This window comes from Thiothrix winogradskyi, from assembly GCF_021650935.1.
Classification (GTDB): Bacteria; Pseudomonadota; Gammaproteobacteria; order Thiotrichales; family Thiotrichaceae; genus Thiothrix; species Thiothrix winogradskyi.
The window spans coordinates 178,896-204,264 of sequence record NZ_CP091244.1; the positions used below are offsets into that span (position 1 = coordinate 178,896).

Annotated in this window: 25 protein-coding genes; 20 read left to right on the forward strand and 5 right to left on the reverse strand. The window is 54.3% G+C overall.

Annotated features, from left to right (window positions below; genetic code table 11):
* The first annotated feature begins 155 nt into the window (after positions 1-155).
* From L2Y54_RS01005 to L2Y54_RS01065, 13 genes are all read left to right on the forward strand, one after another.
* Positions 156-2,792 carry a calcium-translocating P-type ATPase, PMCA-type gene (locus L2Y54_RS01005; protein ID WP_236499263.1) on the forward strand — a complete coding sequence of 879 codons (2,637 nt, stop codon included), beginning with the start codon at positions 156-158 and terminating at the stop codon, positions 2,790-2,792.
* A gap of 148 nt (positions 2,793-2,940) precedes the next feature.
* Positions 2,941-4,359, forward strand: a complete 1,419-nt coding sequence (locus L2Y54_RS01010) for a form I ribulose bisphosphate carboxylase large subunit (protein ID WP_236499264.1) — start codon at positions 2,941-2,943, stop codon at positions 4,357-4,359.
* A gap of 17 nt (positions 4,360-4,376) precedes the next feature.
* On the forward strand, positions 4,377-4,706 hold the full coding sequence (locus L2Y54_RS01015) for a ribulose bisphosphate carboxylase small subunit (protein ID WP_236499265.1): 330 nt from the start codon (positions 4,377-4,379) through the stop codon (positions 4,704-4,706).
* Positions 4,707-4,728: 22 nt separating this feature from the next.
* Positions 4,729-7,290, forward strand: coding sequence for a CsoS2 family carboxysome shell protein (locus tag L2Y54_RS01020; RefSeq protein WP_236499267.1), 2,562 nt, complete (start codon positions 4,729-4,731; stop codon positions 7,288-7,290).
* Between the two features lie 11 nt (positions 7,291-7,301).
* The gene (locus L2Y54_RS01025) at positions 7,302-8,861 is read left to right on the forward strand and encodes a carboxysome shell carbonic anhydrase (RefSeq protein ID WP_236499269.1); all 1,560 of its coding nucleotides are present in this window, start codon (positions 7,302-7,304) and stop codon (positions 8,859-8,861) included.
* A complete protein-coding gene (locus L2Y54_RS01030; protein WP_093066212.1) occupies positions 8,858-9,109 on the forward strand; it encodes an alpha-carboxysome shell vertex protein CsoS4 in 252 nt (83 codons plus the stop codon). The genes L2Y54_RS01025 and L2Y54_RS01030 overlap by 4 nt, the downstream gene beginning before the upstream one ends.
* Before the next feature lie 10 nt (positions 9,110-9,119).
* Complete coding sequence (locus L2Y54_RS01035) at positions 9,120-9,365, forward strand: carboxysome peptide B (protein ID WP_236499270.1); 246 nt, start codon at positions 9,120-9,122, stop codon at positions 9,363-9,365.
* Between the two features lie 49 nt (positions 9,366-9,414).
* Positions 9,415-9,732: an alpha-carboxysome major shell protein CsoS1 gene (locus L2Y54_RS01040; protein WP_210229965.1), complete on the forward strand. Its 318-nt coding sequence runs from the start codon at positions 9,415-9,417 to the stop codon at positions 9,730-9,732.
* A gap of 42 nt (positions 9,733-9,774) precedes the next feature.
* On the forward strand, positions 9,775-10,065 hold the full coding sequence (locus L2Y54_RS01045) for an alpha-carboxysome major shell protein CsoS1 (protein WP_210219281.1): 291 nt from the start codon (positions 9,775-9,777) through the stop codon (positions 10,063-10,065).
* A gap of 73 nt (positions 10,066-10,138) precedes the next feature.
* A complete protein-coding gene (locus L2Y54_RS01050; protein ID WP_210219282.1) occupies positions 10,139-10,399 on the forward strand; it encodes a 4a-hydroxytetrahydrobiopterin dehydratase in 261 nt (86 codons plus the stop codon).
* 26 nt (positions 10,400-10,425) lie between these two features.
* On the forward strand, positions 10,426-10,656 hold the full coding sequence (locus tag L2Y54_RS01055; RefSeq protein WP_236499272.1) for a hypothetical protein: 231 nt from the start codon (positions 10,426-10,428) through the stop codon (positions 10,654-10,656).
* Positions 10,657-10,672: 16 nt separating this feature from the next.
* The gene (locus L2Y54_RS01060; RefSeq protein ID WP_210229971.1) at positions 10,673-11,140 is read left to right on the forward strand and encodes an SgcJ/EcaC family oxidoreductase; all 468 of its coding nucleotides are present in this window, start codon (positions 10,673-10,675) and stop codon (positions 11,138-11,140) included.
* Between the two features lie 67 nt (positions 11,141-11,207).
* Positions 11,208-13,541 carry a nitric oxide reductase activation protein NorD gene (locus L2Y54_RS01065; protein WP_236499274.1) on the forward strand — a complete coding sequence of 778 codons (2,334 nt, stop codon included), beginning with the start codon at positions 11,208-11,210 and terminating at the stop codon, positions 13,539-13,541.
* A 7-nt stretch (positions 13,542-13,548) separates the two neighbouring features.
* Here L2Y54_RS01065 and yrfG read toward each other — a convergent pair whose 3' ends face one another.
* Positions 13,549-14,217 carry a GMP/IMP nucleotidase gene (gene yrfG / locus L2Y54_RS01070; protein WP_236499275.1) on the reverse strand — a complete coding sequence of 223 codons (669 nt, stop codon included), beginning with the start codon at positions 14,215-14,217 and terminating at the stop codon, positions 13,549-13,551.
* 50 nt (positions 14,218-14,267) lie between these two features.
* On the opposite strand from yrfG, the gene L2Y54_RS01075 reads away from it, so the two are divergent.
* Genes L2Y54_RS01075 through cysQ form a run of 3 tightly spaced genes read left to right on the forward strand, consistent with a single transcriptional unit; the run spans position 14,268 to position 17,706 of the window.
* On the forward strand, positions 14,268-16,337 hold the full coding sequence (locus tag L2Y54_RS01075) for a beta-propeller domain-containing protein (RefSeq protein ID WP_236499277.1): 2,070 nt from the start codon (positions 14,268-14,270) through the stop codon (positions 16,335-16,337).
* A 14-nt stretch (positions 16,338-16,351) separates the two neighbouring features.
* On the forward strand, positions 16,352-16,900 hold the full coding sequence (gene nudE / locus L2Y54_RS01080; RefSeq protein WP_236499279.1) for an ADP compounds hydrolase NudE: 549 nt from the start codon (positions 16,352-16,354) through the stop codon (positions 16,898-16,900).
* Positions 16,901-16,914: 14 nt separating this feature from the next.
* The gene (gene cysQ, locus L2Y54_RS01085; RefSeq protein WP_236499281.1) at positions 16,915-17,706 is read left to right on the forward strand and encodes a 3'(2'),5'-bisphosphate nucleotidase CysQ; all 792 of its coding nucleotides are present in this window, start codon (positions 16,915-16,917) and stop codon (positions 17,704-17,706) included.
* Here the strand turns inward: cysQ and L2Y54_RS01090 are convergent.
* Complete coding sequence (locus tag L2Y54_RS01090) at positions 17,698-18,093, reverse strand: SseB family protein (protein ID WP_236499283.1); 396 nt, start codon at positions 18,091-18,093, stop codon at positions 17,698-17,700. The two genes, cysQ and L2Y54_RS01090, sit on opposite strands and share 9 nt — an antisense overlap.
* A 178-nt stretch (positions 18,094-18,271) precedes the next feature.
* Between L2Y54_RS01090 and L2Y54_RS01095 the strand changes: the two genes are divergently transcribed.
* A complete protein-coding gene (locus tag L2Y54_RS01095) occupies positions 18,272-19,750 on the forward strand; it encodes a S1C family serine protease (RefSeq protein WP_236499285.1) in 1,479 nt (492 codons plus the stop codon).
* Between the two features lie 22 nt (positions 19,751-19,772).
* On the opposite strand, the gene L2Y54_RS01100 is transcribed toward L2Y54_RS01095, so the two are convergent.
* Positions 19,773-21,038, reverse strand: coding sequence for a serine hydrolase domain-containing protein (locus tag L2Y54_RS01100; protein ID WP_236499287.1), 1,266 nt, complete (start codon positions 21,036-21,038; stop codon positions 19,773-19,775).
* 219 nt (positions 21,039-21,257) lie between these two features.
* On the opposite strand from L2Y54_RS01100, the gene L2Y54_RS01105 reads away from it, so the two are divergent.
* Positions 21,258-21,416, forward strand: coding sequence for a hypothetical protein (locus L2Y54_RS01105; protein ID WP_236499289.1), 159 nt, complete (start codon positions 21,258-21,260; stop codon positions 21,414-21,416).
* 62 nt (positions 21,417-21,478) lie between these two features.
* On the forward strand, positions 21,479-22,195 hold the full coding sequence (locus tag L2Y54_RS01110) for a sulfite exporter TauE/SafE family protein (RefSeq protein ID WP_236499291.1): 717 nt from the start codon (positions 21,479-21,481) through the stop codon (positions 22,193-22,195).
* A 38-nt stretch (positions 22,196-22,233) separates the two neighbouring features.
* On the opposite strand, the gene rsgA is transcribed toward L2Y54_RS01110, so the two are convergent.
* Positions 22,234-23,304, reverse strand: a complete 1,071-nt coding sequence (gene rsgA, locus L2Y54_RS01115) for a ribosome small subunit-dependent GTPase A (protein WP_236499292.1) — start codon at positions 23,302-23,304, stop codon at positions 22,234-22,236.
* A gap of 195 nt (positions 23,305-23,499) precedes the next feature.
* Positions 23,500-23,940: a hypothetical protein gene (locus L2Y54_RS01120; RefSeq protein ID WP_236499294.1), complete on the reverse strand. Its 441-nt coding sequence runs from the start codon at positions 23,938-23,940 to the stop codon at positions 23,500-23,502.
* A 185-nt stretch (positions 23,941-24,125) separates the two neighbouring features.
* Between L2Y54_RS01120 and L2Y54_RS01125 the strand changes: the two genes are divergently transcribed.
* The gene (locus L2Y54_RS01125; RefSeq protein ID WP_236499295.1) at positions 24,126-25,334 is read left to right on the forward strand and encodes a hypothetical protein; all 1,209 of its coding nucleotides are present in this window, start codon (positions 24,126-24,128) and stop codon (positions 25,332-25,334) included.
* The last annotated feature ends 35 nt before the right edge of the window (positions 25,335-25,369 follow it).

Here is a 25,369-nt window from a genome sequence, read left to right on the forward strand (position 1 = left end):
TGTCTTGACCCGATTATACATTCATTTCGCTATCGGGGTGGTCTCAGGGTAGCTTGACACATAGGGAAACCTTGCTACAATCTGGTTTTAACTGCCTAGCTCATGATGCGGGCTATCCTAACCGTACTAGCCTGCCAAAAAAAAGAGATAATATTATGCCCAACCCCTCCATTCCGTCTTGGCATACCCTGACGACTGCGGAAGCACTTGCCACCTTGCAGAGTGAGCCGCATCAGGGGTTGGATCAGGCGACAGTATCCGCCCGCCTTGAGCATTACGGTGCAAACCGCCTGCTGGAAGCCAAGCCCCGCCCCGCTTGGCTGAAGTTTCTTGATCAATTCAAAAACTTGCTGGTTATCGTGCTATTGGTCGCTGCGGCACTGGCATGGCTGATCGGCGATTTGAAAGATGCAGTGGTTATCCTTGTGGTCGTGGTATTCAATGCCTCCCTCGGTTTTTATCAGGAACACCGTGCCGAACAAACGCTTGCAGCCCTGAAGCAGATGCTGGCAGCCCAAGCACGGGTAAAGCGTGGCGGGCAAATACTTGATATAGATGCTGCCACCTTAGTACCGGGCGATATTGTGCTATTGGAAGCAGGCGACCGTATTCCTGCCGATGGGCGTTTATTGGCAGCCCATGCGCTGGAAATAGAGGAAGCTGCGCTGACCGGTGAATCGCATCCGGTCAGTAAAGCGACGGATGCCTTGGTAACAGCCGATTTACCCCTCGCCGAACGCATCAATCTGCTGTACATGAACACGGTGGTGACACGTGGGCGGGCAGAATTGCTGGTAACAGCCACCGGCATGGCAACCGAAATGGGCAAGCTGGCGGGCATGATTGCTGCTACCCCGGAAAGTGCCACGCCCCTGCAACGCCAATTGGATACCCTAGGCAAGAAATTGGCGGCGATTGCCGGGGCAGTCGTCCTCGTGATTTTTACGCTGGATTACCTGCGCGGTCTGGATCTGATGCAATCGGCGATGACAGCGGTAGCACTAGCCGTTGCCGCCATTCCCGAAGGTTTACCAGCGGTGGTGACTGTCACCCTTGCCATTGGCATGTGGCGTATGGCACAGCACCGCGCCATCCTCAAAAAACTCGCATCAGTAGAAACGCTTGGCTCGACCAATGTGATTTGTTCCGACAAAACCGGCACACTGACACTCAATCAAATGACGGCACGGGCGGGTTGGTTTACCGGGCAGCGTTTCAGTGTTAGCGGCGAAGGCTATCAGGCGCAAGGGGAAATCAGCGGTATTACGAGTGAGCAAACTGCCTTGCGCCCGTTATTGCTGCCCATGGCATTGTGCAATGAATCGCGGGTGCGTGACGGGGTGCTGATCGGCGACCCTACCGAAGGCGCACTATGGGTATTGGCGCAAAAAGGTGGGCTAGACCCGGAACAGTGCCAACAAACACAACCCCGCCTTGCCGAAATCCCCTTCGATTCCACCTATAAATTCATGGCAACCTTCCACCATGCCGGTGATGCCGTGCAAATGTACATCAAAGGTGCACCGGATGTGTTGCTGGCGCGTTCCACAGCGGATACCGCCACTTGCCAGCAAATCGAGGCTGAAAATAGCTATCTGGCACAGCAGGCATTGCGGGTATTGGCAGTGGCACAGCGTACCATTCCCGCTGCCCAGTTTGACCCCGCTGCGGATCTGATGGTGTGGGCGCAGGATTGGGCATTCGTCGGCTTGGTCGGGTTGATGGATCCGCCCCGCCCTGAAGCTCAACGGGCAGTGGCAGCCTGTAAGCAAGCGGGAATTCAGGTCAAAATGATCACTGGCGATCACCCGTTGACAGCCGCTGCTATTGGGCATGAATTAGGGCTTACGGGGCGGGCAATCAGTGGTACAGAACTGGATAGGCTGGATGATGCTGCCTTCGCGGCACAAATAGATGAAATCAGTGTGTTTGCGCGGGTTTCCCCCGAACACAAAGTCAGGATTGTCAAAGGGCTGCGCAGTCGTGGCTATGTCACCGCCATGACCGGTGACGGGGTAAATGATGCCCCTGCCCTGAAAGCGGCTGACATTGGTGTGGCAATGGGCATTACCGGAACGGCTGTCACTAAGGAAGCGGCTACCTTGGTATTAACCGATGATAATTTCGCCACCATTATCAAAGCGGTGAAAGAAGGGCGGGTTATCTATGACAATATCATCAAGTTTGTGCGTTTCCAGCTTTCCACCAATATTGGCGCAATCCTGACCGTGTTGGTAGCCACTTTATTGAGTATGCCCTCACCGTTTACCGCCATTCAGTTGTTATGGGTCAATATCATTATGGATGGCCCGCCCGCCATGACACTGGGGGTTGAACCCGCGCGTCCGGGCATTATGCGTGACCCGCCGCGTTCACAAACCGCGCAGATACTCACCTTGCCACGGCTGGGACGCTTGTTATTGTACGGCATCACCATGATGGTCGGTACGCTATTCCTGTTTGACTATGCCTTAGCGAACCATTCACAGCAGTATGCTCTGACACTGGCGTTCACCACGTTTGTATTGTTCCAGTTGTTTAATGCCTTTAATGCGCGGGCAGAACACAGCAGCGTGTTCAACCGTAACTTCTTCAGCAATGGTAAATTCTGGCTGGCATTAGCTGGGGTATTGGTTCTGCAAGTGTTGGCAGTCCACTGGACACCCGCGCAAGCCATTTTCGCCACCGTCGATTTGCATTGGCAACACTGGGTAATGGCGGTGTTGACCGCAGCCAGCGTGCTGGTGCTGGATGAGGCCCGCAAAGCCATTCGCACCATTTACTATGGTTAATACTAATCATAAACATATACAATTGTTTATGAAAACAATTTTTACAATTAACTTTAGTTCATCATTCGTCTTGCTTATAGTTGCGGCATCTGGCATAATGCGCAGCCAGAAAGAGATTCCCTAGAGCAACTTCTGCAAGGAGAAGATGATGGCAAAGAAATACGAAGCCGGGGTGAAGGAATACCGGCAAACCTATTGGCAGCCTGATTATATTCCGTTAGATACGGATATTCTGGCCTGCTTCAAGATTACCCCACAAGCGGGTATTGACCGTGAAGAAGCGGCTGCGGCGGTTGCGGCAGAATCTTCCACCGGTACTTGGACTACCGTATGGACAGACTTGCTGACCGACATGGATTACTACCGTGGTCGTGCGTACATGATCGAAGATGTACCGGGCGACGACACCTGCTTCTATGCCTTCATCGCTTACCCAATTGACCTGTTTGAAGAAGGTTCTGTCGTTAACGTCTTCACCTCATTGGTAGGTAACGTATTCGGCTTTAAAGCGATCCGCGCTTTGCGTCTTGAAGACGTGCGCTTCCCGATTGCTTACGTAAAAACCTGTAATGGCCCACCACACGGCATCCAGGTTGAACGTGACAAAATGAACAAGTACGGTCGCCCCATGCTGGGTTGCACCATCAAGCCTAAGCTGGGTTTGTCTGCGAAGAACTACGGTCGTGCGGTATACGAATGCTTGCGCGGTGGTCTGGACTTCACCAAAGACGACGAAAACATCAACTCACAGCCATTCATGCGCTGGCGTGACCGCTTCCTGTTCGTGCAGGACGCGATTGAAACTTCAGAAGCGCAAACCGGCGAACGCAAAGGTCACTACCTGAACGTTACTGCACCTTCTCCTGAAGAAATGTATGAGCGTGCTGAATTTGCCAAAGAAATCGGCTCACCGATTATCATGCACGACTTCCTGACTGGCGGTATGACGGCTAACACCGGTCTGGCACGCTGGTGCCGTAAGAACGGCGTATTGCTGCACATCCACCGTGCGATGCACGCGGTACTCGACCGTAACCCGCACCACGGTATCCACTTCCGCGTGTTGACCAAAGCACTGCGTTTGTCGGGTGGCGACCACCTGCATACCGGTACTGTCGTGGGCAAGCTGGAAGGCGACCGCGCTTCTACACTGGGCTGGATCGACCTGTTACGTGAATCTTACATACCAGAAGACCGTTCACGCGGCATCTTCTTCGACCAAGACTGGGGTTCAATGCCTGGTGCATTCGCGGTCGCATCCGGTGGTATCCACGTCTGGCACATGCCTGCACTGGTAAACATCTTCGGTGATGAATCTGTTCTGCAATTCGGTGGCGGCACACTGGGTCACCCATGGGGCAACGCGGCAGGTGCTGCGGCTAACCGTGTTGCATTGGAAGCGTGCGTTGAAGCGCGTAACCGTGGTGTTGAACTGGAGCGTAACGGTAAGGAAATCCTCACCAAAGCTGCACAGTCTAGCCCTGAACTCAAGATCGCCATGGAAACATGGAAAGAAATCAAGTTCGAGTTCGACACCGTTGACAAACTTGATGTTCAGAACCGCTAATCACAGGAGTTGTAACCATGGCTGATTTTCAGGATTACAAACAAACCGTCAAGTACGAAACCTTTTCTTACTTGCCTGCGCTGACGGCAGACCAAACCCGCCAGCAAATTCAATACATCGTGTCACAGGGCTGGAACCCAGCTATCGAACACGTGGAGCCTGCCAGATCCAGTACGTACTACTGGTTTATGTGGAAGCTGCCCATGTTCGGTGAGCAAAGCGTTGACCGCATCCTGTCAGAACTCGAAGCGTGCCGTCGGGAATACCCCAACCACCACGTGCGTCTGATCGGTTACGACAACTACACCCAAAGCCAAGGCACATCCTTTGTTGTGTATCGCGGCTAATCACTGACAGGGAGGAGGCACTATGCCTGCACAAACTGCAAACAGCGCGGAAAAAGCCCGCGAAGCAGCCGCCGCACGTCGGCGTGCTGCTGCCCAGCGCAGTGCCGGTCAGTCACGCCCGGTAGCTGCTGTTAAAGCAGCACCTGTGGCATCCGCCCAACCTGAAACTGTACAAGCTGCCCCTGCGGCAGCTTATGCAGCCCCGTCTACTCCTGTTGTTGTCAGTAATACCGGTGCAAACAAAGCGCGGGAAGCGGCTGAACGCCGCCGTATCGCCGCCCAACGCAGTGGTGCACAAGCCCGGCAGCGTTCACGTCCGACAGTAGCCCCCGCACCTGCGGTTGCCGCTTACCCCACCAGCACTGCTTTGGAAGACAATCTAGGCAGTCTGTTTGGCAGTGAGCCGGTGACAGAAGAGGCGATGGATGCGCTGTGCGAACTGGTCGAAACTGACCCGAACGCTTTGGGCGTGAGTGGCAACAGTGTCCGCGCCATTTGCCGTAATCGTCGCCAACAACAGGCAACGCAAGGCAAAGCCGCCGCACCACGTCGTCCCGGTAGCCGTCCTGTTGGTCGTAACCCACGCATGGGTGTCGTCCCGCAAGGGCGCGATGCTGCTCGCCAGCACCGTGTACAAGCGGCACGTGGGCAACGTCCTGATGCACCAGCAGCACCACGCCCCACCGGGCGGATGCGTCCACAGCGTGTTCCCCCCAAGGTCGAGATTGACGAGACCCTGTTGGGAAACGCAGTGACCGGTACTCAGGTTAGCCGTATTACTGCTAATACGGTGACTGGGGGCGAAGCCGGTACTTGCCGCGCAGTGACAGGAACGGAATACTTGGGTACTGACCATTTCGATACCATTTGCGGGACACGTCCTGAACCGAATCCGCCGAAAGTCGGGTTAACGGTAACGGGTGGCGGTCTGGCAGTTTCGGGTACCGAAGTCGGTCGTTCCAAGAAAGTGACGGGTGATGAAAGTGGTAGTTGCCGTGCAGTGACGGGTACCGAATACCTAGGGCTTGAGCAATTCTCAGCGTTTTGTGAAAACAAAGGGTTGACGACTCGCGCTCCCAAGGTGGTAGCGGGTACGACGGCACGCAAGCAGTTAACGGTAACGGGTGTGGATGAAGCACGCCTGCAACCTGTCACCGGCAATGAGTCGGGTGCGGGACGCAGCGTTACGGGTTCGCAATACTCGGATGCCGGTGCTTCACGCCTGACGATCAATGGCCCACAGAAAGTTGCCTTAACGCACACCGTCGCCGGTCGTGAAGTAACAGGCACAGAAGTGGGACGTTCGATCAAGGTAACGGGTGATGAATACGGCAGTTGCCGCCCGGTAACGGGTACGGAATACGTGTCCAGCGAGCAATTCCAATCCATTTGCAATACGCAAGCACCAGCGCGTTCTGCCAAAGTCGGAGAGGACAACAGCCAGAAAGGGCAGCGTATTACGGGTAATCTCGTGAATCGTACTGAAAAAGTCACAGGAAACGAGGCAACGGCAGTGGGTAAAGTAACAGGTTCTCAGTACGGCGACAGCCAAGTGCCAAGTCGTGCACCGACCAAAGCCTACCCAATGCAAACCCTTGCGGGTCGTAGCTTGACCGGAAATGCGGTTGACCATAGCCCAAAGCTTACCGGTGATGATCGTGGCGGCTGCTTGCCTGTCACCGGTACTGAATACTACGGCAAGGAACATTTTGCCGGGTATTGTGCAAGCGAACCGCCACCAGCACCTGCCAAAGTGCACGTAGGCATGACCCAGCAAGGACAAACCGTCTCCGGCATTTCGCTGATGACGTCCAAGCATGTCACGGGAAATGAATACGGCGCACAACAACACGTCAGTGGTACACCGTACCTGAGCGTCGTTGAGCAGGCACCACACCACCATGCGCATGGTCACGACCACCATCATGACCATCATGACCATGAACACGGCGAAGGTGAACACGGCTTTTGCTGTGATGAGTGCGCGGCTGACCATTTCGCGAAAGTGAAAGTGGCACAGGCGCGGCGCATGTTGCCACCTCCCCCGGTGATGTGCCACGGCTGTGCAGACAGTGCGGTAGCGGAAATGAAGCAGGTTGCCCAACAAGCGGCAGCAGGTTTCAGCATCCAGTCACCGGCACGGGCAGCATTGGGACGTGTCACCGGCAATGCTTACGAAGGTGCAGGGCGCATTACCGGCCCCGGCAATCGTGGCAACCAGACCGTTTCCGGCACACCGGAATTCCGTTACCAGCAGCCAGCAGCAGCCACTGTTGCCAGCGAACCGGTAGCGGTCAGTGCCGAACCGGCCGCCTCACGAGTGACAGGTGACGGGCGTGACAACCTCCGTATCACCGGTGGTGACTGGGGTCGCAGCCAACGCATGACAGGTACAGAAGGGGCATGGGCGCAAAACCGTAACCCGACTTTACGTGGATCGCAGCAAGCCATGGCAATGGTGAATGCACACGCCAACAAGTCACTGGAACGTCCCGAAGCACCACCTATCGCGAAAGTGACGGGTAGCAGCGGGAACAGTGGCAAGGGTGCGCTGATCACCGTTTCCGGTGGGGCAAGAGGTTAGGAGGCTTATAGGTGAACAGCCGTCAAGCCCAGCAAGCATTGCGTCTGGCAAGCCGAACTCAAGGCAAGCCGCAGACGTTACGCAAGGCAACACGCCAACCAGCTCCGGCTGCCTTGGCGGTGGAGCCGGGTACACGGTTAACACCTGTGGCAAACGGGGCAGCGGTGAGTTATCACCGCCACCCGTTGGCTAACCAACATGCTAATGCCCGTTTGGCGCATTGTGAAGAAAGTGTTAAAGGGCGTTTTGATGCCATTGTCCCTGCCCTGCAAGCCATCGCTGGTTTGCATCTGGGGGAAGGTTTCAGCGCACAGACACAAGCGATTGCACAAGCCCAACTGGGCTACTGCTTGCCGGAACGCATCCTCAACGATGCGTGGGTCAGTGGAGTGGACATGAAAGCCCTGTATGCGTATTGCGCGTTTCAGGCTTTGAAGCTGGCAACCGAACAGTTTGCCAACGATTTACGCCAACAGGTGGAAGCGGTGCAGGATACCCGCAACTTCTTCCTCGACTGCGGCTTTCACGCGGTGGACATCAGCCCCTGTGCCGATGGTCGCCTCAAAGGTTTGATGCGCTACATTTTGCGTCTGCCTTTGACTTCGTTTACCCGGCGCAAGGCGTATGCCGGGGCATTATTCGATGTGGAAACGGACGTGCGCCACTGGATGGCAACCGAGTTACTCCGTTTCCGCGAAGGTGTGCCGACCACCGTCGATGCAGGGACAAGTTACCTGAAAATCGCGGTGTATCACACCAGTAGCAGTTCCCCCTGCCATGAGGGATGTGCTGCCCACGGGAGTAACGACCATCAAGCGGTGGCAGCGGCACTGGATCGCCTAAACCAGTTCCGCCAGGCTATTGAGAATTCGTTCTGTTGTGGTGCCAGCACGGATATTTTGTTGATCGGGGTTGATACTGACACCGATGCCATCCGGGTACATATCCCTGACGGCGAAGGTGAGCTTTCCCCGCAACGTTTTGTGGATAACAAGGTGCTGTTTCATGCCACGCTGGGTTTGTCAGCAGATCAAGCAGGTTTGGCAGTACACGAGGCGGTCGAAGCAGCCGTTAACCAGCATGGCTGGGGAACCGGCAAAGGTGCGCCGCACGACGGGATGCGACGGCTGGTGACTAACCTGCTGATCAACAACCTGTCACAGATGGATTACGTGATGGATTTGCACAACGGGCAATACGCCGACATCGGGCACGCCGAACGCTACATCAGCGTTGGGGATGGCTTCGAGGAAGTGCAAATCCGCAATGTGGCGTATTACGCCCACCTGCACACGCTGGAAGAAGGCGTGGCAGACATGGATGTCGGCATCAAAATTTTCAAAGGCTTGAACGTGAATCACGGTCTGCCTGTGCCGGTAGCGATTCACTACCGTTACGATGCCGGTGTACCGGGGTCACGCGAACGCACAGTGGCGAAAGCCATGCGGGTTGCCGCAGCCATCCGCAGCCGTTACGCGGCATTGGTGGAACAGGGTTTGTTGCTGTGCCATTTGTCAGTGCAGGATACGCCGACAGGTAGCCCGGTCGAAGTCGTGGAGGATGTGGCATGAAGATCATGCGCGTGGAAAAAACGCTGGTATCCACCAACCGCCTTGCCGAACTGGGGCATAAGGGCTTGTTAGTGGTACAGGAAAAAGTCGGCGGAGCGCGGCAAGTGGCAGTGGATGCCATCGGTTGCGTCCCCGGTGACTGGGTGATTTGTGTGGGTTCTTCTGCCGCTCGCGAAGCCGCAGGCAGTAAGGAATACCCTTCCGACCTCACCATCGTCGGCATTATCGACCGATGGAATGGCGAGTAAGGGGTAGCACATGGAAATCATGCGGGTACAGTCTGATTTGGTCGCCACCCAGCGCATACCTGGCTTGAAGAATATGTCCTTGCGGGTTTTGGTGGACAGCAAGGGCGCTCAGAATGTGGCTTGCGATCCGGTGGGCGCACCGCCCGGAGCGTGGGTTTTCACCATCAGCGGATCAGCGGCGCGTTACGCGCTCAAGGATCCCAAGGTGCTAACGGATTTGACCATCGCCGGAATCATCGACCATTGGGAAGAATGACCGACGCGGGGTTAATTAATGACTGATTTTATTACGAGAGGATATTCAAATGGCTGAAGTAACTGGTATTGCATTAGGCATGATTGAAACACGCGGTCTGGTACCGGCTATCGAAGCCGCTGATGCCATGACTAAAGCGGCTGAAGTACGTCTGATTGGTCGCCAGTTCGTTGGTGGCGGTTACGTGACAGTACTGGTACGTGGTGAAACAGGTGCGGTTAACGCTGCTGTCCGTGCAGGTGCTGACGCTTGTGAGCGTGTTGGCGACGGTCTGGTGGCTGCCCACATTATTGCGCGTGTTCACTCTGAAGTGGAAGGCATCCTGCCTAAAGCAGGCGAAACCCCTGACAACGCTGTTATCGGCTAAGTCATTTTGATTGATCGTTAATCGTTTTTAAGGAGAATAAACATGGCACAAGTAACTGGTGTTGCTTTAGGTATGATTGAAACACGCGGCCTCGTTCCTGCTATCGAAGCAGCCGATGCGATGACCAAAGCCGCTGAAGTTAAACTGATCGGTCGTCAATTCGTTGGCGGCGGTTATGTAACTGTTTTGGTTCGTGGCGAAACTGGCGCAGTTAATGCAGCGGTGCGTGCAGGTGCTGACGCTTGTGAGCGCGTGGGTGACGGTTTGGTAGCGGCGCACATCATTGCTCGCGTACACTCCGAAGTCGAAACCATTCTGCCTAAGGCGGAGTAAGAAGGTATTTCCTTCCCCCCATCCCCAACCCTTCCCCCGCAAGGGGTGAAGGGAGCTTAAAGAGGAACTTATCATGACCGCAACCCAACCCAGCAGCGCATGGAATGTCCAGCAACGCCCAGCGGCAATGACCCGCCGTTATGAATTTGCCTCCTACGCTGAAACACGCACGTTTTTGGATCAACTAGCCGCGCTTTCCGAACGCACGGGTTTGCATCCGAACCTGAATTTCGCCCGCAATCACGTGAGCGTGAGCATCAATGCGGAAGGTGACGCATTAACGGATGCGGAGTATGCCTACGCTGCCGAAGCTGATGCTTTCGCCCAACAATAATTTGGTTTAACCACGAGGTTTGGCAGATGCCTACAGCAAAATCCAGCAAACCCAAAGCGGTGAAACCTGCCGCAGCCGCCCCAGTGGTGCTTGAAGCACCCGAAGCAGCGGTAGTACCAGAAGATACCGTTCCAGCCGTTGCTGATGTACCGCAACCGCCGCAAGCACCCACAGTGCCACCAACCGCGCCAGCCGCAGCCGACGACCTGAACCAACCAGGTTTCCCGCTGCACCCTGAGCGTGTTTGGCCTGATTAACCTGCGAGAAGACACCATGACTTCCAGAGTAACCACTTCCGCCTCGATGCAGTCACGCGCTCCGCGTGGTGCTGTCACCGGAGCTTATGTTGGCAATACCACCCCGCCACCCGTGGATGTGGATGCCCTGTTCAAACGTTGGGATGCTGCCTTGCATACCCGCAGTGTCGATGCTGTGGTTGCCTGTTACAGCCATGATGCGGTATTGCTGCCTACGGTTGCCGATGAACCGCACGTTGGGCATAAGTCGATTGCTGACTATTTCAAACATTTCCTCGCTGGTTCACCACGCGGCACTGTCACCGAACGCCATGTGCAAGTCGGCTGGGATATGGCAGTGGATATGGGTACGTATTCCTTCGTGTTTGCTGACGGGCGCAAAGTGACCGCACGTTACACCTTTGTGTATCGCCCGCGTGCCGGAGAATGGCTCATTACCCATCACCATTCGTCCGTTCTGCCAGAACAATTCTGCAAGCTCTGACTTATTCCCTCCACCCCTTGCGGGGGGAGGGTTAGGGAGGGGGGTAATTTGACCAAGGAGTACTTTGATGGCGTTACAACTCAGCGATTATCAGGACATTATTGATGATTTGGGTGATACCACCAAAGAAGTGCTGGAAGCCAACTGGCAAGAAGCCGCACGGGTGTTTTCCCCACGTGGGCTAGATACCTATTTGCGCGGTGCTGCCGGGCTGAAATCGCTGGGGCGCGGTACGGATTTAGTCGAATCCCTCTTGGAAGCTGCTCCGCTGGTTGCCAGAGAAGTGGGCGAACAAGCCGTTTCCGAACTGTTATCCGCAGCCATCCAGATGTTCTCCAAAACCAGTGCCAGTGTCTTGGTGCTGCTGTTTTCCACCGCACCCACAGCGGCAGCGCGGATGGGCGAACTCGAACTGTTCAAAGGCTACCTGAGCCTGTTGAACCATCTGTTAGCACAAGCCCCGCGTGCCTTGCGCCCCATGCTGGAAAAGCTCGATGTGTTGTTGGCGCACCTAACACTGGGCGGGTTGCGCCGCTGGGCAATGTGGGGTATTTCCGCTTACCGCAACGATTTTAACGGACAGGCTGAGTATTTCGGGCTGCAAAACGATGCGGCCATGAACGTGCTGAAAAAAGAACAGCGCGGTGTATTGTTCGTCGATGTGCAACGCCGCCTGATTATGTATTTACGCGCTTTGTGGGGACGCGACTTTTTCCTGCGCCCTACGTCCGGCGACTTTGAAACCCGCGAAGGCTACCGCCCGTATATCGAAGCCAGTTTTATCCACCTGCCGGATGCGTTTGACGATTTCACCCTGCCCAATGGCGAAAAAGCCAAGGGCATGGATGTGTACCGCGCTGCGGCTGCGCATACCGCCGCGCATATCGTGTATTCCCGTTATTATGACGATGCCCAAGGTTTGACCCCGCTACAACAAGCAATGGTTGGGGTAGTGGAAGATGCACGGGTGGAAACACTGGCGGTGAAGGATTTCCCCGGCTTGCTGACCTTGTGGAAAAACCTGTTACCGGCGGATTCGCAAGATAACAGTGCCGCAAGTGTGTTGGGGCGCATGGCGCGTGGCTTGCTGGACAAAGATTACCGTGATTCCCACCCATTGGTGGAAGCAGCAACCAGCTTGTTTGCGCAAAACGCCGAACGTTTAAACGACCAAACCTTGGCGTTGGACATTGGTTTGCAACTGGCGGAACAAGCAAAAGCTTTGGATTTCAAATACAACCCGCGTCAGGATCAGCCCACCAACCCGTACCGCGACGATAACCGCTACTTGTGGCAATCCCCCGACGATGCCGAAAATACTGTGTTATTGCCGGGGCAAACCCAGCAGGTGCGCAAATACGTCAGCATGATGGAAATGGTCATGGGGCTGGACGTGGAATACGCCGGAGATGACGCGCAGGAAATCTGGGTACTGGAAACCGAATTCTTCCATGACGACGGCACCACCCTCAATGAAAAAGAGGGCAAACAGCCGGTGGCATCACCCGTGCATTACCCCGAATGGGATTACCAGACGCAACTGGAACGCCCCAACTGGGTAACAGTGCTGGAAAAACGCCCGAAACGCGGTGATCACACCGTGCTGGAAGCGGCGATTGAAAAGCACAAGCCACTGGTGCGGCGCATTAAAAACCTGATCGAATCCATCCAACCGCAAGGCATGATCCGCCAACGCAATCAGGAAGACGGCGATACGTTGGACTTGAATGCCGCCATCCACGCGATGGTGGATATTCGCCGAGGTATTCAACCCAGCCCCCGCATCAATATCCGCACGCACTTACAAATTCGCGACCTGTCGGTGCTGTTGCTGGTGGATTTGTCCGAATCCACCAACGATCAGGTTCGGGGTGCAGAGGAAGGCGTAACGGTACTGGATATGGCACGCGAGGCAACGGCACTGTTGGCGGAAGCTTTGGTAAAAATCGGCGACCCGTTTGCGATTCACGGCTTCGACTCCAATGGGCGGCACGACGTGGAATATTACCGTTTCAAGGACTTTGACGCGCCCTATAACGAGACCGTCAAAGGGCGGCTGGAAGCCATGAAGGGCAAGCTGTCTACCCGCATGGGTGCAGCATTACGCCATGCCGGTTCGTTGCTGTCACGGCGTGCCAGCCAGAAAAAACTGATTTTGTTGCTGACCGATGGTGAACCGGCGGACAACGATGTGCGTGACCCGCAATACTTACGCCAAGACACCAAAAAAGCAGTGGAAGAATTGGCACGACAAGGCATTCAAACCTTCTGCCTGACGCTTGACCCGTATGCGGATGAATACGTATCACGCATTTTCGGGCATAAGTATTATTTGATTCTCGATCAAGTTAGCCGTTTACCCGAAAAGCTGGCGACGCTTTATATTGGGATGACGAAGTAAGGATCGCTTAGTCCAGCAACTGCGTGTAACACTCCACCGCCGTGAATTCCTGTGTGTCTTTCGGCGGTTGTTGCGAATCCGGCTGGTGAATTGCCAGCAAATGCTTCACGCCATGTGCTTTTGCAGCCCGCAAAACGTGCAAGTTGTCATCAATGAACAAAGAATGTGCCGGATCAAACACCTCCACCTCACTCAATTTCTGCCAGAAATCGGGATGCTCTTTCGGCAAACCCAAGGAGTGTGAGGTAATAATGTGATCGAAATAGTGTTCCAACACCACATAGCCGAATTTCAAGCCCATGCTTTTCTGGTGCGCATTGGTAAGCAACACTACTCGCTTGCCACGCTCGCGCAGGGATTCGAGAAAACGCTCCACATGCGCCCGAATCGCAATCCGATCCGCGATTTCGTGTTTCATCGCTACCAAATCCGCCTCCAGATGATTTTGCCAATAATCAAGGCAATACCAATCCAAGGTGCCTTCCATTTCGGTGTAACGGGCGTGCAAGTAAGCGCGGACTTCCTCCGGCGTTGTACCGCGCTGTTCTGCCAAACGTACCGGCAAATGTTCCAGCCAGAAATGGTTATCGAAATGCAAATCCAATAGCGTGCCATCCATGTCCAAAAACACGGTGTTAATCTCATGCCAATTTAAATTGATTGCGCTATAATTCATTTTATGGGCTTCCACATACCACTAAAAATCGCATCATACCGGAGGGTATTATGAAAAATCTGCATTCATTGGGGTTAAGTATTTCCATCGCGTTGTTACTCAGCGCCTGTGGCGGCGGCGGTTCCAGCACTACCGTCAGTACCAATCCCTCGACACCCGTGACACCAACGACCAACGCCAATAAACCTGCGTTGAAACAAGCCGCGAACAACACCGAACTCGAAACGCTGATCAAGCAGCAAATGCTGGAAATCTACGGCACGGTGCGCCCTGAAATATACCCTTGTGGCAGGGGTGGCATAGTGTGCGTAGCGGAGCCATCAATGACAACAAACGCACCTTCTGCTGTTGCCGACACCGCCAAAAACGTTTCCAGCACCAATACGCAGGAAACCAATGTCGACGAAGCCGACCGTCTGAAGACCGATGGTGAATACCTTTACGCTGCGGAATTAAACACGCCCAGCCTGAATATTTTCAAAGCGAATCAAGCCAGCGCCCCCTTTGTCTCGAAAATAACACTGGGTACTGACAGCAACGCTCGCCTGAGCGGTCTGTATCTGGATACTGCGAATAAAACACTCGTCGCCCTTGCCGAAGAACAACAGATGTACGGTATCTGGAGCCGCTGGTTCATCCCCAGCTACTGGCAAAACCAACAAACGCAAATGTACCTGTTGAACGTTGCTAACCCCGCAAATCCTGTGCAAACCGCCAAACTCACGGTGGATGGGCAAGCCATCAGCAGCCGCCGCATCGGTTCGACGATGTACGTTGCCACTCGCCACAGCCCCACCCTGCCCGGCTTGGAACAATACCCAAGCACCGAAGCAGCAGCAGCGGCAAACCGCACCCTCATCAACAATGCCAAATTGGCGGATTTCCTGCCCGATTACCAACTCAATGGCGGCAGCAAAACCGACATTTTCAGCGGTAATGATTGTTTCATGACACAATACACCGACAAGAAAAGCTACCAAACCAGCATCGTCAGCTTGCTGGCAATTGATCTGAACGACGCCACGCCCACCCCGCAAGGCAAGTGTTTCGCGGGTGATACCGAGACGTTGTACGCCTCCACCGAAGCCATTTATCTGGCGACCACCAGTTACAATTATTCCAATGATGCACTGACATCCACAGTAGTAAGCAATGACACGGCGGTTAGCACCAGCATCGCCTATGCACCGAATATCAGTACTGACCTGCACAAGTTTTCACTGGCAGGCGGCATCAACTACAAGGGTTCGGGTCGCGTAGAGGGGCATTTGGGCTGGCAACAGGAAATGAAACCGTTCCGCCTGAGCGAACATAACGACGTATTGCGTTTGATCACCTACGTGGGCGAAACACCTTCCACCAACCCTACTCCGGCACGGCTGTATACATTGCAGGAAAACGCCGCGAACAAATCGCTGGACATTCTCGCCAAACTGCCCAACGCTACCCGCCCCGCACCATTAGGCAAACCGGGCGAACAAATCTACGCCACCCGCTTCCTTGGTGATCGGGGTTATCTGGTAACATTCCGCGCAACTGACCCGCTGTATGCCCTAGACTTAAGTAAACCGGCTGATCCGGTAATGCTTGGCGAGTTAGAAATCGACGGTTACTCTGACTACTTACATCCGGTAGGCGAACATTACTTACTAGGCATTGGCAAAGATGCCGTGCCTGACACAACATCGAACTGGGGTGATGGGCGTGGCGCATGGGTGCAAGGGGTGAAAGTGGCGCTGATTGATGTCACTGACCCTACCAATCCCCGCGAACAGGACAAGATCATTATCGGCAAGCGCGGCACAGACACAGCAGTTTCCCAAAGCCATCACGCTCTCACTAGCCTGCAACGGGGGAACAATCTGCAAGTGGCGTTTCCGGTCAGTTTGCATGAAGGCGATACTGACTACCCACCCGGTCCAAGCGTCTACTACAACTGGAGTCGCGACCAACTTTACCGCCTGAACATTAACACCCAAACCGGTGCAATGCAGGCATTGCCCCCGCTGGTCAGCAACAGCGCCACTCAGGATTACCTATGGCCGTATGACCGTTCCGTGATGATTGATAATTATGTGTACTACCTGCACGGCGACAAGGTGCTAAGTCAGGCCTGGTAGGTTAGAATCGGGGGATGCAAAAACCACCCACGATACACGCCATACACCCCGTCACCAGCAGCCGCTTGTTCCATGTGGAAGAACTCCACTTGGAATTTAGCAACGGTGAACGCCGCATTTACGAGCGCCTTGCCAGCCGTGGCAATGGCGCTGTATTGATCGTTCCGCTGCTGGATGACGACACCCTGCTCCTAATCCGCGAATACTCAGCGGGAACAGGTCGCTACGAACTCGGCTTCCCCAAAGGCAAAGTGGAACGCGGCGAAGATGTCCTCGACGCTGCCAACCGCGAAATCATGGAAGAAGTCGGCTACGGCGCACGCGATTTGCACGTATTGCGGCGCGTCAGCCTTTCCCCCGGCTATATGCAACACCACACCCACCTGATTCTTGCCCGCGACCTTTACCCACATCGCGTCGACGGTGACGAACCTGAGCCGCTGGAAGTCGTGCCCTGGAAATTGTCTGATGCAGCAGAATTGCTGTTGCAAGATGATTTCACCGAAGGGCGCAGCTTGCTGGCACTGTATTTGGCGCAAGACTGGCTCAAACAACACGCATAGACTTAAGGATTTTCATGGACTTGCCTAACCTCCTCCACGCCACCGTGCGCATTGCTCAAACAGCAGGCGCTAAAATCATGGCAGTCTACAACGCCCCCGACTTTGCGGTGGAACACAAAGCCGATGATTCCCCGCTCACGGCGGCAGATATGGCATCCCACCACCACATTGTCGATGCCTTAACCGCACTCACCCCGCAATATCCGGTACTGTCCGAAGAATCCGCCAGCCTGCCCTTTAGCGAGCGCAGCCAATGGCAAACCTACTGGCTGGTTGATCCGCTGGATGGAACCCGCGAATTCGTCAAACGCAATGGCGAATTCAGCACCCTGATTGCATTGATACACAATCACGCCCCCATTCTCGGTGTGGTTCACGCCCCCGCATTAAACGAAACGTGGTTTGCGCACCAAGGCGGTGGCGCATTCAAGTACATGCACGGAGAAACTTTCCCGATTAGCACTCGTGCGACTGGCAGGCCACTCAAAGTCATGGGCAGCAAATCGCACCGTGACCCAATCATGCCACAGTTTCTGGAACGCATCGGTGAACACGAATACGCGGTAATGGGCAGCATCCTCAAAGCTTGCCGCGTTGCCGAAGGTTCGGCGGACATTTACCCGCGCCTCGGTTTAACGTCGGAATGGGACACCGCCGCTGCGCAAATCATTGTGGAAGAAGCCGGTGGGCATTTCACCCGCACCGATATGCAACCGCTGCGCTACAACACCAAAGAATCCATGCTGAACCCGCATTTCTTCGTGTTCGGCAAGGATTATCACGACTGGTCGCAATATTTAGTGTAGGTTTTGCAACATCCCCACTTCCAGATCAATCCCCATCTCGTGATCGGGATTGATCGAAATGCTGTAACCCACCCCGACTTTCTCAATAATCCACTTAAATTCCGCCAGCAAGCCGCCGCCGTAGCCGGGGAAATCGCGCACAAAGGCTTTGGCACGATCCGGGCTGGTGAACAAAATCAAGATTTTATTGCCCGCATCATCATCCAGTGTCAGCGGCACTGCCTGATCGCTGGTGGTCGGTTGTAAACCGCCAATCTGGTGCTTTTCGTAAATCGGCATAAAGAGCGTGACTTCCATCAATTGCTGAATGAAAGTGTCGCCCTCCAATTCGCCCGCTAAGGCTTTTACTAACAGCTCTTCGGCTTCGTTCATGGTTTGTGGAGTCATGTTGGTATCCTATTATGGGTAATGCCCTAGAGGGTAATCAATCGCCCCGCCCTGCACAATGACCCGCAAGAAGTATAATGGCAAACCCAAAACCGTTTATTTATGCATGGAAAGTCGCCATTTGTGTTGATTTTACACTACAATACCGTGTCATCTATTGCTTGCTTGGGCCAAACTTATGCGAATCTTGTTTCAAACCCTCCGTCACACCAGCCTTTACTGGCTGACCAGTTTACTCCTGCTATTGTCACTGCCTGCCTTGGCGAATGAAACCGCCGCGAAAGACATACTGGAAGATTCCATCGTTAAAATTTACGTCACCAGCAAATCCCAAAACAGTTATTCCCCTTGGAATGCCGACAGCCTCGCCTCCAGCGGCTCTGGTTTTATCATTGCGGACAACCGCATCCTCACCAACGCGCATGTCGTTGCTGATCATATTTTCGTTGAAATCCAACGCGATGGCACACCGAAACGCTACCAAGCCACGGTCGAATTCGTTTCACACGAAATGGATATTGCGGTACTCAAAGTCAAAGACGAGACCTTTTTTGCCAAAAGCAAGCCACTCGCCCTAGGTGAATTGCCTGACATTCACCAAGAAATCATGGTGCATGGCTTCCCCATTGGCGGCGACACGCTCAGTACCACACGCGGCATTGTGTCACGCATCGAATACATGCCGTATGTGCACAGCGGCTTGTCTTACCAAGTCATCCAAATTGATGCCGCCATCAACCCCGGCAACAGCGGTGGCCCTGCGATTATTAACGGCAAAGTCGCGGGCATGGTCATGCAAAAGTCCGACGAAAGTGCTGAAAATATCGGTTACATCATCCCCACCGTGATGATCAACCGCTTTCTCGCCGACGTAGCCGATGGCAAATACGACGGTTTCCCCACCTTTTCAGTAGAAACCCAAAATCTGCTCAGCCCCAGCCTGAAACAAAAACACCAACTGAAAGAAGACCAAAGCGGCGTTTTGGTCAGCAAAGTGTGTGCCAACACCTCTGCCGAAAAAGTCCTGCAAGAAAACGATGTTATCACCCACATTGACGGCAAAAAGATTGACGACGACGGCACGACCGCTCTAACTGCCCGCAAGACCATCAACTTCCGGCATTACCTCGATCTGCATCAAATCGGTGACACGCTTACCCTCGATATTGTCCGCGATGGCACACCCCAACAGATCAAGCTACCATTGGATAAGGCGGACGAAAGCAACTATACCTATGACAAAGAACCGCGCTACGTCATCTACGGCGGCTTTGTGTTCGTCGCCACCGACGCTTACGAAGGCTGCCAAACCCGTGAAGACTACGATGAGCGCAAAGACAAAGAGAAAAAAGATGATATTAGCGTCACGCAAGTGCTGGCAGCTTCCGGCAATTTAGGGTTTCATGACCTGTCATCGCTCGGTGTCGAAAAACTCAATGGTGAACGTTTCAACACCTTTGAAGAATTCTACCAACGCTTACGCACCTCCACCGAACCCTTCGTGATTTTGGAAGATTACGCCGGTTACGAAGTGGCAATTGACCGCCAACTCGCGGACACTGAACACACTGACATTCTGGAACAATACAGCATCCACAAAGACCGTTCCAAAGAAGTCAGCACTTGGGATAAGGCACTGGCGCAAGCCAAACCGTAAGTACTGCGCCAGCACCTGCCACTCAGAACCCGGCGTTTTGGGTGGCAGTCAACACCCCCGTCGCTTCCTTATACATATCGCGGTTGGCTTGATTCACGCTCATGACCAGATACGCATCCTTCGCCGGGTCATACAACATCAGCGTTCCCCAAAACCCGGCATGACCCCAGACTTCACGCCCATTCACCACTGCCCGTTGCAAGCCCAAGCCATAGTTGGGGCTGGCGGCACTGGCTTGCCGCATCTGCTGCAAGGTCGCTCGTTCACGGAACAATTCCCCTTGCATCAAGGCACGGAAAAACCGCAACAAATCATCGCCCGTCGACACCAAAGCACCGCTTGCCCATGCCCCCGACATGCTTAAAGGTGTCGCCGTAATATCAAGATAATTGCCTGCGGAAAGCGTATAGAAATGGTGTGCGATGGCACCACGCCCGGTTTCAAAGCTTTCATGCCAAGTATGCGCCATGCCTAAGCGGTTAAAAATGCGGGCGCGGTATTGGCTGGTCAACGACTGCCCGGTAGCACGTTCCACCACCAAACCTAACAGTAAGTAATGGGTATCGCTGTATTCAAACTGCCGCCCCGGTGCAGCCAGCGCATTGCGCCCCAAGCCGGTGCTCAGGTAATGCGCCAATAATGCCCGCCCATCCCACTGACGTGATGCCAACCCACGTCCGCTATTGCTGACTACCTCACTGAGCATTTGCGCAAATAAGCCGTTACCGTCCTGCACCGTGGGAGTATCAGCGAGGTAATCCCGCAAGCCTGCCGTGTGTTGCAGCAATTGGCGCACCGTAATACGACCACCGGATTTTACCCCGTTGATAACATGCAAATCATCCAGCGTATACCCCGGCGGTAACAGCGTATTATCCAGCAAGCGTGACAACGGCGTATCCAAGCTGAAATAACCCTCTTCCACCAACTGCAACACCACCGTGGCGGTAAATATTTTGGAAATACTGGCAACCCGGAACGGATACGCACTGGTCAATGCCTCACCGGTTTGCGGATTTGCCAAACCTTGCGCCCCTGCATAATGGAGTTGCTCACGCGGCATATCAAACAATAGCGTGGCACTTACCACATCCGGTTCCGCCACGGTTTCGGCAACCCAGCGATCCAGATTGCTCGTCAAACGATTAGCCAATGCGGGTTCTGCAACAACACGCGGAATCACGCTGAGTTGCGATTGCGCCACACCACTGCCGCCACATCCTGCTAATAACAATATCAACACTCCCATACCGACCACCGCAACGCTGTGTCCTGCTCGCTGTACCATGCTTTTTCCCACCCATTGACTGCATTAAACATGGGAGGGGTATAGATCAAGGTTAGCAACACTAAGGTCGCGGGCAGCGGTGACGGCTCAAAGCCACCGATAAACGGTAATAATGAAAAACAGACAAACACTTATATAAAAAACATTCCCCTAAGCGAGCATGTCAGGGCAATCTTCACTTACAATGCATCAATTGACCTTAATTGACGGAGTTTGCAAATGAAAAACACCAATTTCTGGCTAGGCAACGGTTTGCTGGCACTAGCCTTATTGATCTTGGTTTTTATGGGAACACTCTCGGAAATGTTCGGCATCGGCGCGGTTATCGCCTGGATGGGGGTCGCCGCCGCTGGCACCTATTTCATCATGAAAAGCTGAGTCGGGTAAGCACATTTCTCACCTTTCTCATCGACGAATAGCCACAGCCCTGGAGCAAACTCATGGGAGTTGAACTGTTACTGATGCTGTTTGCGTTCCTCACCTCCATCCTGACGGCAGTCATGGGCTTGGGTGGTGGCCTGATCCTGATTGCGCTAATGCCGGGGCTGTTACCGCCGGTTGCCATCATTCCGGTACACGCGGCAACTCAACTGGTTTCCAATACTAGCCGGGCGTTGTTTGCGTGGCGCGACATCCGCTGGGAATTCATGTTGGCATTTGTCATCGGCTCGCTCGCGGGTGGCTTGCTGGCTGCCAAAATCGCTACCCTGCTCAATCTGGAATACCTGCCGCTGCTGATTGCGGCTTTCATCCTGTTCAACGTGTGGGGTCGTGGCATCACCTTCAACAACAGCCCGAAAGGTGAATTCCTGACCATTGGTTTCGTGCAAACCGGCATGGGCATGTTATCGGGCACGACCGGACCGCTGGCGCAATCAACGCTGGTGCGCAAAGGGCTGGAGCGGGATGCCATCGTCGCCACTTCCGCTGTATTCATGAGCATCTCGCACCTGATCAAGCTGGCACTGTTTGGGTTTATCGGCTTCAGTTTCGCGGAATACTGGGCGGTGATGCTGGCAATGATCGCGGCGGTGATTGCCGGAACGTGGGTGGGAACACGGCTGCGACACCGTGTCCCGAATGAGGCTTTCAGGCTTGCACTCAAGTGGCTGCTGACGTTGCTGGCGGTGCGGATTATTGTGCAAACACTGTGGTAGCGATTACTCAAGCACGACGGATAAAGTATCCGCGCAACCTAACCCCGTGATTTAAAGCGTTTGGCAGAGGCTTTCGCCTGCTTGTAAAAACGCCCTAACGCCCGATCCTGCTCGCGCCGTTGCGCAACCGAGCCACTATTGCGGGCCTGTTCTTCCCGCAACTTGTGGTAATTGTCCAGCCGCCGTTGTTCCAGCTTGCCAGCCTCGACAGCTTGCCTGACGGCACACCCCGGTTCAGCCAGATGCTGGCAGTCATGGAAGTGACATTGCCCGGCAAATGCTTCAATGTCAGCGAAAGTAGACTGAATCCCCTCCTCACAATCCACCAGTTGCAGTTCGCGCATTCCCGGTGTGTCCAGCAGGATGCCGCCACCCTGCAAACGGTGCAGGCTGCGGGAAGTGGTGGTGTGGCGACCTTTGCTGTCCTTGGCGCGGATGGGCGTAGTAACTTGGGCGAAATCCCCTTGCAAGCTGTTGGTCAGGGTGGATTTGCCAACTCCGGATGAACCCAGCAGGGCAACGGTTTGCCCGCTGGCGCACCAGATCCCCAAGGTTGCCACGTCCTGCGCATCGGTGGCATTGACGACCTCAATTGGCAGCGTGGGGTAAGACTTGCGGATGGCATCCACATACACCGAGGTATCCGCGCACAGGTCTTTTTTGGTCAGCACCACCACCGCATCAATCGCGGTTTCTGCCGCCAGAGTCAGATAACGTTCAATCCGGTTGAGGTTAAATTCCTCATTGCAGGAAGTCACCACAAACAGCGTGTCGATATTGGCAGCAATCAGTTGCAGTACGGCTTCACTGCCTGCGCTGCGGCGCTTGATTAGCGTTTTGCGTTCTAGCAGGCGCAGCGGCTGCAACTCCCTGTCCAGCAGTAACCAGTCGCCGACGGTGGGGTGGTTTTCAGGCGGTTCGTGCCGCCACGGGTAGGTGGAAAGCGGGACGGATTGCGCTTGCCCCAGCGCATTCAGCCCCACGCATTCAATCAGGTTGCGTTGCACGCCCGTGACTCGGAACGGCAAGCTGGTTTCAAGGGCTTCCAGTGTCAGTTGTGACTGAAAAAAATGCTTCCACCCCAGTTCATGGAGATGTGTAATTTGCATGGCTGTATTCCCAATAAGCGAAATCAAGGCACACGCCTATCGCTAAGCGCGGAATTATTGGGGGATTCGGCAGAATCCCGGCACAGACCGGGACAGGATCAGACGATCAGCGTTGGGCGGCCTGTGCAGTGTGGCAAACAATCATCGGAATCTCCTTCTGCTAGTGATGGGAATAGGGTTAAGTATAGCAGCATTCTAGCCCAGCAGTTCCAGATGGAAAGTATGCCCCTGCCCGGCTGCTGCTTGCAGCAGTTCAATAATTTCATCCAGTTCCGCAGCCAGCATATCAATTTCGTCAGGCTCCAGCTCAAAGCTGTCTGGTGCGTTACTCAAGCGGGCTTGCAGGGCTTGGAAGGTATCCAGCCCGCTATTGGCTTCACACCAGCGCATTTCGTCTAGTGGGTACGGGCGTTTGCCTTCATCATAAAATTCGTCTTCATCGTCAGGCAGGTCAAATTCATCGTCGTATTCCATGCTCATTTCAGTGCTGTCGACAAATTCGCTGACTGCCAGCAACCCAATTTCCAGACACATTTTATCCAACGCATCCGTCAGCTTGCAGGTAGCAGACAGGTCGTTTTCTTCGCTTTCAATCATGTCGCCGTCGCGCACATTCAGCCAGTAAGTCATGCCCATGATAGTTCACCGCTAACAGTTGGTTGTAGGATCGTTGGATGGTGGCACGCAGTTTCGCAAATAACAATGACAGGTAGGTTAAAGCTCAATCACGGACGGAGGACTCCATATCATTGGAAGACTTTATCATCCATGTTTAGAAACTGTGCTACTTTCATACCTCCCCAACTTGCAGGAGAGTATTGATGCGTATTACCGCCAAAGCCTTGTTTATCGGTCTGTTTATTGTGTTGATGCACGGCTGTGCCACCATAGAACAGACTACCACCAAACCCAGTTTCCCCTCTTCCCAAACAACCCAGACCGATTGCCACATCGTCTATGACGCAGGCAGCAGTGGTACACGCCTGTACATTTATCAGCAACAAGGTGAGGCATGGGTGGAACATGCAGGCCCCAAGGTCAGTGCGCTGGCTGACCCGGTGCGTTCCATCCGGGGCAAAAGTCCCCGTGACTTGGATGCGGTCACTACCGAAGTCGTTGCCGCACTGGACAGTATCCAGCAGGATGGGCCGCTGAAAGATGGCAAACCCAAATGGCAGGCGTTTGACTGGAGCAAGCAATGCCGTCCGGTTTCTGCCAATGTGTTTGCCACTGCTGGGATGCGTATTGCCGAACAAGAAAACCGCGCAGTCAGTGCCACCTTGTGGAGTAACCTGAAACAAAAGTTGCAAGCCAAGGTAGGCAACAACGTGGCAGTGAATGCACGCACACTGACCGGCTTTGAAGAAGGCTTGTATGCCTGGCTGGCAGCCCGCTCAGAACAAAAGAACAACCAGTTTGGCATTGTCGAAATGGGCGGGGCGTCGACCCAGATTGCCTTCCCCTGCACCCAGTGCAATGCCGCTGATGAAGCGGTGAAAACCGTGCTGGTGGACGGCAAGCCGCTGCAAATGTACAGCTACTCCTTCCTCGGACTGGGGCAGGATGAAGCGCCGAAATCATTGGGTTTAACTTCCGCCTGTGCATACGGTGTCAAAAGCGTCATGCCAACTTGGCAGGAAAACATGTGCGCACAAAGCATTCGCCTGACCGACAAGCTGGGCATCCGTGACCCTTACAACTTCGCAGGCAATCAGCGTGGGGCGCACGAACAGGTTCCCAGCCACTTGGCGGATGCCGGAAAATGGTATCTGACCGGAGCATTCAACTACATGGATGATAAAAATATCGACACCTGTTGCGGTGGCACGGACAAGTGCTTTGAAGAACAGACATCCTGCTTCCGTGCCGTTTACCTGAAGGAATACCTGCGCAATCTGGACGTGCCTGCCGACTCGGTAAAAATGGATGTCAGTTGGACACGGGGTGCGGTGCAATGCACGGCGGATGATTGCCTGCAACAAGCCAAACCACCTGCCTGTGACTGGACAAACAAAGGATGCCTGCAATAGGCATACAGCCTCAGGGGATGCGCTTTGCCGCATCC